We start from the raw sequence: 15,920 nt of genomic DNA, 5'->3' as shown, positions 1-15,920 counted from the left end.
GGCTTGAGCACTTTTGCAAGGTCGCCAAATTTTTAAATTTGGCTTATTGAGAAAAAAATAATAAGAAAAATTTAAAAATTCGGCTTGTGCTTAACCGAATGGTAGTCGCCTTTTTTCCGCCCTACTATTCTTATGTGACCTTCTATTTTCTTGAAAGATTTGATAATCCATATTTGAAGTTGAAATCTACGGAACGAAAATGGAGGATTTGTCAACCCTAAATTTTAAAAATAATGAATTTGAATTCTATAGAAATATCAATAAGCGATGAAGAATTAGGCTGTCAAGTGATTTTTTCTGAGAATAAAGATTTAGGAGAAGAAACAGCGGATATCTGTTAAACAAATAATAGAATCAATTGGTAGATATTTATTGTTGCAACGCTCATATCCTGAGAATAATTTTGAAAATGATTATATTTACTACGAAACTCATGATGAAAATTTTGCAGGTGAATTGATCGATTATGAAATGGTTTTGTCAAAAAGCTATTTCGAGTTAAATCTTCAAAATGAGAAAATTGAAGTAATAATTAATCCAACTGAAGAAGAATATTCGAAATTAAAGGAGATACTTCCAATATTGACAAATAACAGCGGAAAACTAATAATAAAAGACTGAAAAACAGCAGTTGCCAGCACGCAATATAGCAAAAAGCGTTGAGGTGCTTATTTGGAGCTGTTTTTGCCCTTTAACTTCATCCTGTTTGTTGTACTTTACATAATTAAATAATGATAAATAATGTCTATATTTATAATATAGAAAGTCAAACAGCTATTTTTTAACTCATTTAAAAAGTTAGCTATTCGGTTACCTCAAGAAATTGAAACCCTGGAATAGCCGTGATTACTGAGATACGTGTGGTAGGTTTGAATCCCTCCGGGGTCACTTTTAGAATCCGTAAACGGCTTAAAATAAGCTTTTTACGGATTTTTTTTATACTTTTGTACCGCCAAATGTGTGGCCATAATTCCAAGAAATTCAATTTTATTTTCTTCTTCTTTTAGTTGTTTCCACAGCAAAATTTGTTTTTATCCAGGAAAAGCGTTCAATTTTAAGGTGAATGGAATTTTGGATAGCTTGAAAAAGCTGAATTTTTAACCTCACACCATATCGGAAATACTTATCAAGTTCTAACTTATAATTTTCTGTTCATCATTCTTATATAATGAGAAAATCCACATATTTCGCTAAATTATTTTGACAATCTTGTGGGTGAGAGTGAATATTTTAGTTTTATGGATTCCCGTATATGATTTTAACAAATTTTTAATAGATTTACTAGGGATGTTATAAAACTCCTTTTATCCCGGAAATAGAACTTTATGTGAGGTGAAAAACGTAGGATATGACGAGTTATATCCAATTTTATTGTAACAAAATTTGAGAAAATTAATCATATTCTTAATACTAATAAGTCAATTTTGCCTCGCGAAAAGTACTCCTGACATAAGCATTCTGACGTGTTCTCCAGGGGACGATGTATATTCCGTTTTCGGACATTCAGCTATTAGAATTGTAGATGCTAATTTTGATATAGTTTACAATTTTGGAGTGTTTGATTTTGACACACCAAATTTCACCTTGAAATTTATTACAGGTCGTTTGAAATATCAATTAGGCATCCAAAAAACTGAAAATTTTATTAGAATATATTCAAGTGAAAATAGAAAAGTTTCAGAACAAAAATTAAATCTTAGCCAGCAGGAAAAAAAAGATTTAATAAGAAAACTAAACTTTCTTTACAGACCCGAAAATAGATATTACATCTATTCTTTTTTAGAAAAAAATTGTTCTACCGAAATTCGTGATTTATTAATAGAAAATGAGGTGAAATTCCCTAAAGAAAGATTAGAGCTAAGCAACAGAGATTTAATAAATTCTCATCTCAGAAAAAAACCTTGGCTTCGGTTTGGTACAAATCTAATGTTAGGCAAATCATTAGATGAGAAAAGTAGTAGATTTCAAAGTATGTTTTTACCTAAATATTTAAAACAAGAAATCAATAATTCTACTTTAGATAGTCAAAATCTTGTAAATTCAGAAAAAGTCCTTAATAGAGAAAAAAGTAAAGAAGAAACGGATTTACGAAAATGGATTTCACCAATAGTTATATTTTCAATTTTACTCTTAGTTTATCTTTTAAAATTTTCTAAGAGATTTGAACTGATTTTTACCTTTTCAATAGGTAGTATTGGATTACTATTACTGATAATGTGGATATTTTCGGAGCACCCAGAAGTAAAGAATAATTTAAATATTCTTTGGTGCAATCCACTATATTTATTTTACATTCCACTTATTTATAAAAAACAATTAAAAAAATATCTGCCCTATATATTATTATCAATGATTTTAATTTCTATTGGCGTCTGGATTACTAATTATCAGTCATTTGATGTCGGTATCATTCCTGTACTAATTATTTTAGTCTTAATTAATGTTAGGAACATAAATAAAACTGGATATAATATCGGTTAAGCGCAAATAGCGGGTATTCTGGTGAAAAATTTTATTTTAGAGACCAAGATACAAACAACAAAGCCGACAAGAACGCGTCCCTACTTCACGCCACTTGCCTTACGAACCGAGACCGTTAGCGGCAAGCGGAACGAACGACAATGCCTCAAAACAAACTGATGGTAAATATCCAAACAACCCTATCTAAACCCTTGAAACAAAAAAAAATATTTCTGACAACTGTGATTTTTTGAAAGGGCTTGCGAATAATTGGATAAACAAGTTTCACTAAAAGAATCAAAATATGAAGACTTTAAAAATTTATTCCTTTCTATCTTTCCTTTTTTTAGGGAGTACTTCCGTTCCCGCTCAAAGTATGTTGGATTTGTATTTCGGTGGTAACAAAGACAGTTTGGGAATTGAAGCCTTCAAACTAATACACACATCTGAACCAACATTTAATCCGACAATCCCAATGACTGAGCCAGAGCCAGCGACAATTGCAGAAATGGGGTTTGAGCAGGTGTACAAATCGGAAAACCGCTTTTTTATTGTGCGCGACAGTAAAAGGATTTTCACCTACAGGTTTCCCAATGAATCACAGAATACCATTATCCTGATTCACGGTGTGGCAAGCAGTGCATATCTGTATAACAAGACAGCAGGATTGATGCAAGAAGCAACGCAAGCCGAAGTTTACGCTATCGACTTGCGTGGACACGGACAATCAGAAGGAAAAAGCGGTGATGTGGATTATATCAACCAGTATGTAGGTGATTTGGCTGATATTATTAAAACAGTACGCACAGAGAAGCCCAATGGAAAAATAATTATTGCAGGTCATTCAATGGGTGGCGGAATAGCTTTACGCTATGCAATGGCTAATCAATATGAACAACCTGACGGCTTCTTGCTTTTCGCACCTCTAATCGGTCATAACTCTCCTGCCCTTCTGCAAGGTCAGCCCACTGAAAACCTAACCGAAGAGCCTTTTATGAAAATCCATATAGAGCGAATTATTGGCTTGACAATGCTCAATGAAATTGACAATCACGATTTCGACAGCTTGCCTATACTTTTTTTCAATTTGCCCGAAACTGTTCCGTTGAGAAAGTATAGCTATCGTGCAAATAAAAGTACGACACCTGATGATTATGTTTCAGGATTAAGTGCGGTACACAAACCAGTGCTTGTATTAATAGGTAGTGATGACGAAGCGTTTTCGGCAGCAGCAACGAAAGAAGCCATTTTGAAAAACAGTAGCGGTGAAATTCAGATAATTAACAATACTTCGCATAACGGGGTAAGACACAACGCACAATCTTTTACTTTTATCAAAGATTGGTTTTCAAAATTATAATGGACAGACAAAAGCAACAGCAATTTTTTCAGGAAATTATCGAGCAGCATAAAGGAATTTTGTTCAAAGTTGCCCGTACCTACTGTCCAAATGTAGATGACCGACAAGACCTCATACAGGAAATAATGATTCAGATTTGGCAGTCTATCCACAAATACAATGACCAATACAAAATTTCAACGTGGTTGTATCGGATTTCACTAAATGTTGCCATCTCTTTTTATCGGAAAAGCTCAACACGAACACAGAAACATACCTTTCTAAATGAGCAAGTGGTAGAAGTACCAGCCGAAGATAAATCAGAAGATGAACAGAAACTGAATTTGTTGGAGCAATTTATCAGGGAACTTAAAGAAATAGACAAAGCATTGATGATACTGTATTTGGATGACAAGAGCCATACTGAAATTGCAGAGATATTAGGAATGTCTGTAAGCAATGTCGGAACAAAAATAGGTCGTATCAAAGACAAACTGAGAACAAGATTTTCACAATTAATGTCATAAAGAAATGAACGAGTTAGAATTAAAAAAGCTTTGGCAAATTACCAATGATAAATTGGAAGAGAGCTTTGTCATACACAAAAAAAACACAGATGATATAACCCAAGTAAAGGTTTATAATATTTTGGGTTCAATGAAACCAATTAAGATTTTTACGCTATTGGTTGGAATTTTATGGGTTGGTATCGGAGTAATTGCTTTGAGTTCAATTTATTTAAACTCATTCTCTGAAGCTAATAGGTTTTTCCTTTTTTCGGCTTCTATCCAGATGGGTTTGACAGCTATGGCATTGTTTATTTATCTCTATCAGCTAATCACAATTTACCAAGTGGATATAACTGACCCAATTTTAAGAACACAAGAGCAGTTGGTAAGCTTGAAAATGTCAACACTTTGGGTAAATCGTATCCTCTTTCTTCAACTTCCTGTTTGGACAACCTTTTGGTGGAACGAAACTATGCTAACAGATTGGGGTATTTTGCAATGGGTAGTGACATTGTTCTTTACAATTTCATTTACTTTTATTTCAATTTGGCTTTTTATTAACATTAAATACGAAAATAGAAATAAGAAATGGTTTCGACTTATTTTTCGGGGGAAAGAATGGATACCTTTAATGAAGTCTATGGAATTGTTAGATCAAGTGGAAGATTATAAAAAGCAGAACACCAGTGCCTAACAGCGTTTTTAAGAAAAACAGAATTCTAATCGAAAAATATAAAATAAATTGGATTAAAGATTTTGCAGCTTTAATACGCAAAATTAAAAACGGGTTAAATGGACTTGAATATAGTATTGAACACGTTGGAAGTACTTCTGTACCGAATTTGGATTCCAAGCCAATTGTTGACATTGACATTATTTATGATAATGAGTCGGAATTTGAAAAAATCAAATCTGGATTAATTAAACTCGGATATTATCATAAAGGAAATCAAGGAATTGAAAAAAGAGAAGTTTTATACGAGACGGAAATTCTTTGAACGATATTTTAGATTCAATTACTCATCACTTGTACGTTTGCCCGATGAATAGCGAACCTTTAGAAAGACATATTCTGATGCGGAATTTTTTAAGAAAAAATGATTGGGCTAGAATTAAATATCAGAATATGAACTTGCTAAAAAAGCAAATCAGCATAAAAAATTGTATGCTGAATTGAAAGAATTGAATGTCAATGAATTTATTGACTAAATAATTAAGAAAGAAAAAAAGAGCGCACAATAACTAAGCAAATGGCTCACCGATAGGCCAGCACTATATGATTAGTTAGCGGCAAGTGTAAAAAACATCCCGCTACAAAAATGAAAAACAAATAAATAAAATGAAACACATTTTTACAATCCTTTGCTTTCTTCTTACATTCGCAGTTTTTTCTTTTGCACAAGAGAATACATCGTCAGATACCATTTATCACATTCAAGATAGCATACTAATACCAACAAAAAGCGGAATTGACATTTCAGCAACCATAGTTCAAAAGCAAACCAATACAAAAGCGTTACCAGTCGTTCTTTTTTACACAACATACTATCAGGGAGAAGGAGATAACTTTTTCGCAAAACTATCGGCTGACCGAGATTATGTTGGAATTGTCGCCTACGCTCGGGGAATTAGGACAAATGTAAACCATTATGCCCCTTACGAAAATGAACAGGCTGACATTTACGATATTATAGATTGGATAAGTAAACAAGAATGGTGCAACGGTAAAGTCGGTATGTATGGTGGCAGTTACACGGGGTTTTCTCAATGGTCAACGGTAAAAAACATTCATCCTGCACTGAAAACCATTGTTCCACAAGTAGCCGTTATGCCAGGTTATGATACTCCTATGGAAAATAACGTCCAAATGAATTTGGGGTTATATTGGCCAAATGACAATGTTTATAAAAAAGAACCCATAAGAAGTAGTTTGCCTTTTGAATGGTTTAATAGCGGTATAGCTTGGAAAAATCTCGACAGTTTGGAGGGTTTTAAAAACGAGATATTTCAAAATTGGTTACTACATCCCAGTTACGACAATTATTGGCAATCATTAGTTCCGACTCCTGAAGAATACGCTAAAATCAACATTCCTGTCCTAACGACAACTGGTTATTATGATGGTTCACAAATTGGTTCTTTACAATATTTCAAACTTCATAACAAATACAATAAAAATGCAAACCATTATTTTGTTATCGGTCCTTATGACCATTGGGGCGGACAACGAAAACCTGCGAAAAAACTAATGGGCTATGAAATTGACAGTGTTGCCAACATCAATGTGATGGATTTGGCGTATCAATGGCTTGACTATATTTTGAAAGGAAAACCAAAACCTGAAATATTGAAAGACAAAGTAAATTATCAGGTTATGGGAGCAAATGAATGGCGACATTCCCCTTCTTTGCAAGCAATAAACAATGACACATTAATCTTTTATTTAGACAATAAAGCACTTGTTACTCAGAAACCAAAAAAGAAAAGATTTGAAAAACAATTAGTAGATTTCAAAGACAGGGAAACCCAGAATAATTATTTCACACCTGAAATTATTTTTGACACCTTAGATGCAAGCAATGGTTTAGTCTTCACATCAAAACCTTTTAATAGAAGCTTTTTGATAAATGGGTCATTTACAGGAAACCTGTTTGCAACCATCAACAAGAAAGATTTGGATGTTTCATTAGCCTTGTATGAACTTATGCCTGATGGAAAATATTTTTTTCTTACTCGATATGTTGGCAGGGCAAGCTATGCCAAAGACAGTTCTAAACGACAGCTATTGCAATCCAATAAAAAAGAGAGTATTCCTTTTGACAACACCAGATTTGTAAGCAAGAAAATAAACGAAGGCAGTCGTCTTGTAATTTTGCTCAACATCAACAAACATCCTTTTGAGATAATCAACTATGGTTCAGGAAAACAGGTATCTGACGAGACCATAAAAGATGCAGGTGAGCCATTAGAAATAAAGTGGCATAACGAAAGTTTTATTATAATTCCTATATGGAGAAATTAATCAGAGAGACAAAACGCCAGCCGCTAGCAGCACCTATTCGCATCGTCAACATTTATAACGGTCAACCAATAGAACAAAATCAATGGCAAAAAGGCGTTGGTGGTTTAAGTCATATCGATGATACAAGTCATAATAGATATCGTTTGCAACAAAGTTTATATAAATACATACTCGAAAAAAATTACGACGTTAGAATAGATAGTATGTATTTGATTGTAATGTATCCAGAAAATGACAATTATTACAAAGTAAAAGTTCCATATCTGAAAAATGAAATCGAATATATATATTAAAAACTGTGTGAGAAAAACGAGAGATAATAACTAAGCGTTCGTGCGGGGCGACAGATGGCTCAATTACCCCTGCATTTCCTGCAGGGCCCACAGATACATACATTAGAATATCTGGACCTAGCTTAATGTCATTGATCTGATGTTCTGCCTGGCTATCTATTATTCCTTTGAAAAGCAGCTCTACCTGGCCATTTTTGCTTACCCGTGAAACATCACCTGTTAAATCATCTGCTCGATGAGTTACATAAAACCATCCGTTATACCATGGGATTCCCACTACAGATGGTTTTAATCCTCTGTCGCTTAAATTCACCACTTCAACCTGGGTACCGTTTGGCATTATTTGTAGGATACGCATTGGGGCCAACTGTTCAGGAAATAACCCACCGCCAGCTTCCACCACAAAGAGATTCCCCTCGTCATCCCAGGTTAAACTGCTAGGCAGATGCAAACCCTCAGTTAATTTCACAGCCCTAAATTCTACAGGTACTTTAATTATATATCTGCCATTAATTGATTATCGAAAAGATCAGGGGTATCTTCACCGCCACAGTTTCCTTCCCTGAAGTGGAAATAATCTGTATTGTCTTCTCCATCATACAATGCTCTAACATCATCATCGGTTATTACGCCACTCCTTATTATTCCGGGCTGGGCATCATAAGCGTCGGATTCCATCAAAGTAATTTCAAAGTAATATTCATCACTTCCTTCTGAATCAGGTAAAAACACGCAAAGCGGATCGCCAAAGGCATCTCCGGCATCATTCACACCCACATTATTTGAGGCATTTGAAGTAATAGCCGGTCCTCGTGGATTATTTGAATCTCCGCTGTATTTCCAAACATTTACATTAAAATGTGCAGGAAAATGGCGTCCATCTTCATTACAAAAATTACCAAAGATGCAGAACTTTATAAGTTCATTAGCCTGTACGTCAAAGAACAAATATCCATATTCATTTACTACGCGATCATCAAAGCAAATTACATCGACGCTCACATATTTTTTTACTCCCGCCTTCAGCGATATTGGTAAAGGCAGCGAATTCTCTACTAAATTTTGAAAACCTCTGCTTCGTGGAGCGATCCAAAGCATATTGCCATCGGCATCAAAAATTTTAAAGTATTCGAGGGAGTAAAACCCGGGAACAAGTTCCAATTCAGAAGACTCTTCGGTAAAATAGTTGTCCACACCATCCCCGTCAAAATCGGAAGGATTTGGATTAAGCTCCACTCTTATAGGGTTGGTATCGCTTCCTACCGCCCAAGCTTCACCGCGCGTCATAGCTACTTCAGCATAAGCAGGAATAGCATCGGAACATTCCGGTAAATCATCCAAATCATCTTTAAGGGCAGTTTTGTTACCTACCATGTCATTCAATAAGGAACCAAAGGACACAGTAGCCTTTTCGGGATCAAGATCATTTAATTTAGCTTCATCTTTAGAGCAGGAAAACAATGTCCCCAAGAATAACAATAGCGCAAAGATCGTCGTCATCTTTTTCATAATTAATTGTTTAAGTTATTTTTTTGTTTAGAATGGTTATTCCTGAGTCTGAAAGAGGGGAGTATGTAGAAAAGATTAGGTACAAGATTTCTTACAATTTTTAAAAGTAGAAAGAAAAAAATCGTTGGTCAATGGGTGATATCCCCAGTTTTGTGAAAGAACCCATTTTTAGGGGTAAGAATTATTTTTGGATTTGTTTACTAATTTAAATCAACTTTTCTCTCTTCGAATTTGTATGTTACTCAGGGTTTTTAGTACAATAATACTCTTCCATACAAAAATTGAATGATCTTTTTGTATGCCACTGTCACGCAAGACGATACAGGCCACGGGATTGTTCCTACCTGTACATTGTTCTTTGCATTCCGGAATTTGGTTTCGGGGACTAAACATAAAAATGTTCAAGTAAATTGAGAAAGCCACAACCGCAAATACAATGGCGGCGGCCTATTTTTTTTTAAAGGGAACTTATTGCTCAACTCCTTTGTGTGTCGTAGAATAAGTTTTGGTGCATTTGGAAAGAAAAATAAACTTCTAGCGGTGCCAATCCCAGCAAAGAAGATACAATTTTTGGCGATCACCATAAGTGGTGAAGTGAGAAGAGATTCCAGGCAGGTGTTTTTCTTTGTCGCGGGATCAATTAAGTGAAATATATCGAAAGTCAAGAATTTTTTACGCCTTTGAAGGTTAAAAGGGCGGGGGGTAAAATGCGGTTTATCGCAATTTCATATTTGGAAGGCCTATTTTATCAGGATGTTTTAAAAGCTCTTCCACTATATTTTGGAAAAATTTTGTTTTTATCGTCTATGAATTTTTTGGTTCTGAAAGATACCTTGCCGGGATCTCTATCCATAAATAGTTGTGCGCCATTAATATTCCTGCGCCAATAATGGCTCCCAAACCTACGCCTACAGCATCTTTTAAAGTCAATACCCTAAAAGTTTCGGTAACTTTTTATCTTCCATTTCCTGAATTTTAAATATGGAAAACTACTCCATTTACTGCCACGAAAATTAATATGAATTTAAAAAATTAATGCTAATCCAGAAAGACATAAAAGAAAGAGTAATACTTTCTTAAATTGAACTTCGTTAATCTTTGGAAAGATCTTCGTTCCCAGAAATTGAGCCAAAAAGAAAACAGGCAATATAATCAAGCTCATCTTTACATGCTCCAAATTCAAAACCCCACTAATGCTCAAAGCCGGGATTCTTATAAGAGTTACTAAAGCTAGTACCCCTATCATAGTCGCTCTGAATGGTTTAGCTTCTTTTACTGAATTTTTTACACTTATTACATATAATGGGCCGCCGGTTGAAAAAACACCTGAAAAGAATCCGCCCATTACTCCAAAAGCCCAATTGGTTTTCCTGCCTAAAACCACCTCTGTTTTTCCAATGAGAACATAAGCAACATATAATAAAATAAATATTCCTAAACCTGTTTGCAATATTACGGGTTTGGAATACGTAAGAACTATAATCCCCAAAATTACGCCCACCAAAGATGTTATTGAAAGCCCCAGAATGATATCCTTATTAATATTATGCCATTCTTTATAAACCATAAAAGCACTTGAAAATAAATAAAAGATGGATATAAAAGCTATAGCATCCGGTAATTTTACTGCCAGTAATAGTATTGGCAAGGCTATTAAAGAACCCGCAAAGCCAATTAAGGTCTGCACAAAAAATCCGAAAAATATCGCTATCCCCAGGATAACTAAAATATAAATATCCACTGCCTTTTGTTTTAAATATTAGAGCGAATTTAAAACTTCAATGTTATGTAATGAAGTGGAATCGGTGGCAAAAAATGATACTTTTAAATTAAAAAAGGTATTTTTGATATTCTAACACTTGTTTCAATGATAGATACTATAGATCGCAAAATAATCGATATATTAAAAGTTAATTCCAGGATACCTTATGCCGAAATTGGGAAGCAGATTTTTCTATCACCTTCTTCGGTAAGAGATCGTATAATAAAACTGGAGGATACAGGGGTGATTCAGGGTTACACACTTCGCCTGGATCAACATCTTATGGGAAATAATCTTGAAGTTTTTATTATGCTGAAAATCTTTAGTGGTAAATTTAAAACTGCAATGGCAGAGATTAGCACATATCCCGAGGTTAAAGAAGCCTTTAGGATAACTGGTCAACACAATTTTCATTTACGAGTGGCACTTAAAGACCAAATGCATCTTCAACAATTTATAGATAAACTTGTTAGTTTTGGAGAGCCCACCACCCATTTGATTTTATCCCGAATTGGTAATGATTAAACTGATAATTATTGATAATGCATCTCTTTGGGCTTTGCCTCAAAAGAACTTTCCTTATAATTTCCCAGACCGCATACCGATATCCCCAAGATTTTTTTAGTACCGGCAATTTTGAGTTCTTCTGGCAGAGATACTGTCCAGGCCAGTATTCCCGGTTTTGTAACAGAAGTAGGAATCACCTTGCATTGAAGTACTCCGGGAGTTTGACGAGGAGAAAGATCTCAGCCTTTATCGCCTGGAAAGGTAGATGTAGTCCTTCAGACTCGGCATGCCAATTAAATTTTATGGATTTGCAGAATTCGCCCGGTCCTTTCGACCGGGAATTCATCGAAATTTTGGGTATATCGTACATTTATGATCTTCGTGAGTTTGCTCCGGGCTAATTGATTATGCTTTAAAGTTGAAGACCTAAAGACATTAGAACTATTGCTCCGGAAACATAAAATCTTCAATTTGCAGCATTGTGATCTCAGGATTTGCACCATTACTTCCGGCAACAAGGGCTCCCATAGCACAGGCAAAATCCAGGGCGGTTTGAGGATCCTCTTTTTGAAGTAATTTTACAATTAATGAAGCAAGGAAGGAATCTCCGGCACCAACAGTGTCTTTCACTTTAATTTTATATCCACTATTATAATACCATTTTTCCTTATGAAAAAGTACAGCTCCGTGATTTCCTTTGGTGACGCAAATTGTATTTGGCATAAAGGTTTCGGCAATAAACTTTATATTCTGCTCCAGGGAATTGAATTTCGAACCCATCATTTCTGAAATTTCAAATAATTCATCATCATTGAATTTGATGAAATTTGAAGATCGCATTAGATGTTCAAGGACCTCTTTTTTATAATGTGGTGGACGTAAGTTGATATCGAAAACTTTATAGGTTGCCGTCCTTAGTAATTCGAATAAGGTATTCCTGCTAATTTCATCCCTGCAAACCAGACTTCCAAAAATGAAAACATCCGATTTTTTGGTGATGTCCTCTATGATTTTTGAAACTTCAATTTTATCCCAGGCAGCAGGATGTTTGATCTCATAGGATGCAGAACCTTTCTCGTTTAAAATTACCTGAACCTCTCCGGTGGGATAACTGGAAGTGATGGAAACTGCATCAACAGTGATCCCAGAATTTTTTAAATAATCCCTAATTTCTTCGCCGTTTTTATCCTCTCCGATCTGACTTATAACTGAGGTGTCAATCCCCAAAGAATTCATCCTTAAGGCCACATTTAAAGGAGCGCCACCAATTTTTTTATGATTTGGAAATACATCCCATAAAACTTCCCCAAAGCAAACAGCCTTAATTTTTTCCATCTGCATTCTTTTTTTCAAAATTAAACTGGTTTATCTCTATATTTTTCAGTTCAAAATCTCCTTCCCCTTTTACAGAAAATGATGTGTAGGGTTTTTCAGGAAAGAAAATCTCGGTCATTAAAGTTTCACCTTTATCATAAAACAGTTCAATGGACGTCCTGTCCAGGATCATTAGTACAGATAAAGTATCAGATTTGGAGGTGCGGGGTCCATAGGAAATAGTTCCTGCAAATTCATCGTTGAAATCTATAATTCCCGACTCTTCCCGGTTGATATAAAATTGTTTTTTAGAATGCTTATACCCAAATTTCAAAATTTCTCCTTCTAAATTACTTAAACTGAATTCATAGTTCGTTTGCTTCAGGTTGGGAATTTCAAATTTTATTTCGGCTCTGGTAAGATCTTTTTCTACTTCAGGAGCAATTTCAGCTGAAGTTTTTACCATAAGTTGGTCTACCTGAAACAGGGCTTCCTTGTAGGTATCTAGTTCTTCTACCGGCATGGAAAATATCCTGTAGGTATCACCCACTTTTTTAAGGGTGAGTTCTCTTGCAACTGTCATTGAGCTCCTCCAGGTTTCAGTTGGGACTTCCTGTGCATATAGCCAGTTGGACATCCAACCCATAAATAATTTTCGCCCGTCACTATCGGGGATATTCGACCAGGTAACGCCAGCATAATTATCTTTTCCATAATCTATCCAGTGATCATGTTTTTCAGGAAGGTTTTCCATAGAAGGATCCACCTTAAATTCTTTTCCATTAAAATCCCCAACGAAATATTGTGTCCCGGAACCGCCATTAAATCCACCGGGATTGAGGCTTTGAATGAGCACCCATTTAATTTCTTCAGAATTCTCCACCTTCATTGGAAAAAAGTCCGGGCATTCCCAAACTCCGTCGTGAGCTCCGGTTGCTTCTCCAAATTCTGAAAGCAGTTCCCAGTCTTTTAAATTTGGGGAGCCATAAAACAGGTTTCTATCTACCGTTGCCAAAGCCATAAGCCATTGTTGATTTTGTTCATCCCATATCACCTTGGGGTCGCGAAAATCCTTTATATCCGGATTTGCTATTACGGGATTCGCTTCATATTTGGTCCAGGTTTTTCCTTCGTCCAGGCTGTACGCAATAGCCTGAGACTGATAATCTATCCTACCTTCTGCTTCCCCTTTTGGGTCGTGGTAGGTGAATATTGCCACAACCGGTGGGGTAGTGCCATCTCCAAAACCAGAGGTGTTATCAACATCTACCACAGCACTTCCGGAAAAAATATAGCCAAATTCATCCGGTTCTAATGCGATAGGCAGTTCCTCCCAGGTCACCATATCTTTACTCGTTGCGTGTCCCCAATGCATAGGGCCCCAAACATTCCCTTCAGGATAATATTGAAAGAATAAATGGTAGGTACCATTTAGGTAGAACATTCCGTTAGGATCATTCATCCAGTTTTCCTGAGGCGTAAAATGAAAATTTGGACGAAAGATCTCATCTGCAGCTACTTCAGTAACTTCCAGTACTTCGGAATCCTGCTTTTCATTGTCCTTACAAGAAGAAAGGCTCAATATGCCAATGACTGCAAGTATGATTGGTGTTTTGATTTTTTTCATTTCTGAATTTTTATTTATTTAAACAATAATTCTTCGCTGAGTTGCTCCAGGGATTTTCCTTTGGTTTCCGGCATTATAAATAGGACGAACAATAACTGAAGGAACATCATAAAAGTGAAAAATGCAAATACATAACCTGCCCCAATCGTAGAAAAAAGATAGGGGATAAGAGCCGGAATAATAGCAGCCAGAACCCAATGAGTGGAAGCACCAAAAGATTGACCTGAAGCTCTTAAATGGTTTGGAAAAACTTCCGATATAAACACCCAAATTACGGCTCCCTGGCCTATGGCATGGGACGCAATAAACAGGAATAGGAATATCGGGATCCATAATCCGCCCCAATTAAGAAAAAATGCAGCTGCTACCAGGCCTAAGGAAATAATGTATCCAATGGAGCCAAAGAGCATAAGTTGTTTTCTTCCCAGTCTGTCGATAAGAAAAACCCCAAGTAAGGTGAAGAGCAGGTTTACCACTCCAATTCCAATGCTGCTTAAAAGTGCTGTACTTACCCCGAGACCCGCCTCCTCAAATATTCGGGGAGCATAATAAAGAAATGCGTTTATTCCTGATAACTGATTAAAGAATGCGATAAGGAAGGCCAGGAGTAGTGGGAACCTGTATTTTCGCATAAAGATATTTTCCCCTGATAATTTTACCTCCGATTGTGCTTTTATTTCCACCATCTTTTGCTTCACATCATCATCGGGATTGATGATTTGCATCACTTTTTCGGCCTCCTCGTACCTTTTCTTTGAGATTAACCAGCGTGGACTTCTGGGTACAAAAAACACAAAAAAAGTATAGAAAACGGCGGGAATCGCTTCAACACCCAACATCCATCTCCAGGGCTCTGCCCCGGTATTTCTAAGAAGGTAGTTCGATAAGAATGCGATCAATATCCCTAAAACGATATTGAATTGATACAGGGAAACCAATCTACCCCTGTCTTTTGCAGGAGCGATCTCTGAAACATAGGTAGGTGCGGCAATAGTGGAAACTCCTACTCCCACCCCACCCAAAAATCTAAAAATCGCAAAGGTTACGGGGTCATTTGCAAATGCCGATCCCACGGCAGAAATCACATAAAATATTCCAATCCAGATCAGGGTGGTTTTTCTACCTAAGCGGTTGGTGGGGATACCACCAAATATCGCTCCTACCACAGTTCCCCATAGAGCCATGGTCATAACCACGATTCCATGATAGGCATCAGAGGTTCCCCAAAGGGCCTGTAATTGCTTGTCGGCTCCTGAAATTACAACGGTATCAAAACCAAATAAAAAACCGGCCATAGCGGCGGTTATAGACCATACTAAAATCTTATTCATGTGTAGATATTTATTGTTTTTAAACGGTCTCCCTATAGCTCTCCGAAGCAATTCGTAATCCTTCACCGGAGTTTGGATCGGGTTCCATTAAGCTCATTTCAAACCAGGGTTTTAAGGAGTATTCAGCTGCTCATTAGAAATAAATGACTGGCATCTCCTTCATAAATCTCCGGAAATTTAAAATAAATTATGTTAACAAGTTAAACCTTTTATAAAAAATACTGAGATAGATCTGGTTGCTTTATTT

General features: G+C 36.0%; 16 protein-coding genes. 9 read left to right on the top strand and 7 right to left on the bottom strand.

From position 1 onward, the window contains the following. Positions 1 to 375: 375 nt before the first annotated feature. From GILLI_RS06675 to GILLI_RS06640, 8 genes are all read left to right on the top strand, one after another. Complete coding sequence (locus GILLI_RS06675) at positions 376 to 621, top strand: hypothetical protein (RefSeq protein WP_040506475.1); 246 nt, start codon at positions 376 to 378, stop codon at positions 619 to 621. Between the two features lie 762 nt (positions 622 to 1,383). Next, positions 1,384 to 2,481: a lipoprotein N-acyltransferase Lnb domain-containing protein gene (locus GILLI_RS06665; RefSeq protein ID WP_006988343.1), complete on the top strand. Its 1,098-nt coding sequence runs from the start codon at positions 1,384 to 1,386 to the stop codon at positions 2,479 to 2,481. A gap of 283 nt (positions 2,482 to 2,764) precedes the next feature. Continuing rightward, positions 2,765 to 3,820 carry an alpha/beta hydrolase gene (locus GILLI_RS17645; RefSeq protein ID WP_006988342.1) on the top strand — a complete coding sequence of 352 codons (1,056 nt, stop codon included), beginning with the start codon at positions 2,765 to 2,767 and terminating at the stop codon, positions 3,818 to 3,820. After that, the gene (locus GILLI_RS06655; RefSeq protein WP_006988341.1) at positions 3,820 to 4,326 is read left to right on the top strand and encodes an RNA polymerase sigma factor; all 507 of its coding nucleotides are present in this window, start codon (positions 3,820 to 3,822) and stop codon (positions 4,324 to 4,326) included. Before GILLI_RS17645 ends, GILLI_RS06655 begins: the two co-directional genes overlap by 1 nt. A 4-nt stretch (positions 4,327 to 4,330) precedes the next feature. Beyond that, positions 4,331 to 5,002, top strand: coding sequence for a hypothetical protein (locus GILLI_RS06650; RefSeq protein ID WP_006988340.1), 672 nt, complete (start codon positions 4,331 to 4,333; stop codon positions 5,000 to 5,002). Beyond that, a complete protein-coding gene (locus tag GILLI_RS19020) occupies positions 4,995 to 5,306 on the top strand; it encodes a GrpB family protein (RefSeq protein WP_050855585.1) in 312 nt (103 codons plus the stop codon). Before GILLI_RS06650 ends, GILLI_RS19020 begins: the two co-directional genes overlap by 8 nt. Beyond that, on the top strand, positions 5,303 to 5,485 hold the full coding sequence (locus GILLI_RS19225; RefSeq protein WP_156798649.1) for a GrpB family protein: 183 nt from the start codon (positions 5,303 to 5,305) through the stop codon (positions 5,483 to 5,485). The genes GILLI_RS19020 and GILLI_RS19225 overlap by 4 nt, the downstream gene beginning before the upstream one ends. A 162-nt stretch (positions 5,486 to 5,647) precedes the next feature. After that, positions 5,648 to 7,330: a CocE/NonD family hydrolase gene (locus GILLI_RS06640; RefSeq protein ID WP_006988339.1), complete on the top strand. Its 1,683-nt coding sequence runs from the start codon at positions 5,648 to 5,650 to the stop codon at positions 7,328 to 7,330. A 189-nt stretch (positions 7,331 to 7,519) separates the two neighbouring features. Here GILLI_RS06640 and GILLI_RS06635 read toward each other — a convergent pair whose 3' ends face one another. The 4 genes from GILLI_RS06635 to GILLI_RS06620 form a co-directional block, all read right to left on the bottom strand. Then, the gene (locus GILLI_RS06635; RefSeq protein ID WP_040506473.1) at positions 7,520 to 8,092 is read right to left on the bottom strand and encodes a PQQ-dependent sugar dehydrogenase family protein; all 573 of its coding nucleotides are present in this window, start codon (positions 8,090 to 8,092) and stop codon (positions 7,520 to 7,522) included. A 26-nt stretch (positions 8,093 to 8,118) separates the two neighbouring features. After that, positions 8,119 to 9,132 carry a hypothetical protein gene (locus GILLI_RS06630; RefSeq protein ID WP_006988338.1) on the bottom strand — a complete coding sequence of 338 codons (1,014 nt, stop codon included), beginning with the start codon at positions 9,130 to 9,132 and terminating at the stop codon, positions 8,119 to 8,121. Positions 9,133 to 9,936: 804 nt separating this feature from the next. Continuing rightward, positions 9,937 to 10,062 (bottom strand): hypothetical protein, encoded by a 126-nt coding sequence (locus GILLI_RS19015; RefSeq protein ID WP_280985176.1) that lies wholly within the window; start codon positions 10,060 to 10,062, stop codon positions 9,937 to 9,939. 94 nt (positions 10,063 to 10,156) lie between these two features. Further along, entirely contained in the window at positions 10,157 to 10,873 is a 717-nt protein-coding gene (locus tag GILLI_RS06620) for a sulfite exporter TauE/SafE family protein (protein ID WP_006988337.1), read from the bottom strand. Between the two features lie 126 nt (positions 10,874 to 10,999). Between GILLI_RS06620 and GILLI_RS06615 the strand changes: the two genes are divergently transcribed. Beyond that, on the top strand, positions 11,000 to 11,419 hold the full coding sequence (locus GILLI_RS06615) for an Lrp/AsnC family transcriptional regulator (protein ID WP_006988336.1): 420 nt from the start codon (positions 11,000 to 11,002) through the stop codon (positions 11,417 to 11,419). A gap of 423 nt (positions 11,420 to 11,842) precedes the next feature. Here the strand turns inward: GILLI_RS06615 and GILLI_RS06610 are convergent, their stop codons facing one another. From GILLI_RS06610 to GILLI_RS06600, 3 genes are read right to left on the bottom strand one after another with little or no spacing between them, the layout of a single operon-like run. Beyond that, complete coding sequence (locus GILLI_RS06610; RefSeq protein ID WP_006988334.1) at positions 11,843 to 12,736, bottom strand: carbohydrate kinase family protein; 894 nt, start codon at positions 12,734 to 12,736, stop codon at positions 11,843 to 11,845. Then, positions 12,723 to 14,342, bottom strand: coding sequence for a glycoside hydrolase family 32 protein (locus GILLI_RS06605; protein ID WP_006988333.1), 1,620 nt, complete (start codon positions 14,340 to 14,342; stop codon positions 12,723 to 12,725). The genes GILLI_RS06610 and GILLI_RS06605 overlap by 14 nt, the downstream gene beginning before the upstream one ends. 14 nt (positions 14,343 to 14,356) lie before the next feature. Further along, positions 14,357 to 15,673: a sugar porter family MFS transporter gene (locus GILLI_RS06600; RefSeq protein WP_006988332.1), complete on the bottom strand. Its 1,317-nt coding sequence runs from the start codon at positions 15,671 to 15,673 to the stop codon at positions 14,357 to 14,359. Between the last annotated feature and the right edge of the window lie 247 nt (positions 15,674 to 15,920).

This window comes from Gillisia limnaea DSM 15749, assembly GCF_000243235.1.
In the GTDB taxonomy this organism is placed as follows: Bacteria; Bacteroidota; Bacteroidia; order Flavobacteriales; family Flavobacteriaceae; genus Gillisia; species Gillisia limnaea.
The sequence above is the reverse complement of the archived record's forward strand: the minus strand, read 5'-3'. Positions and strand labels throughout refer to the sequence as shown.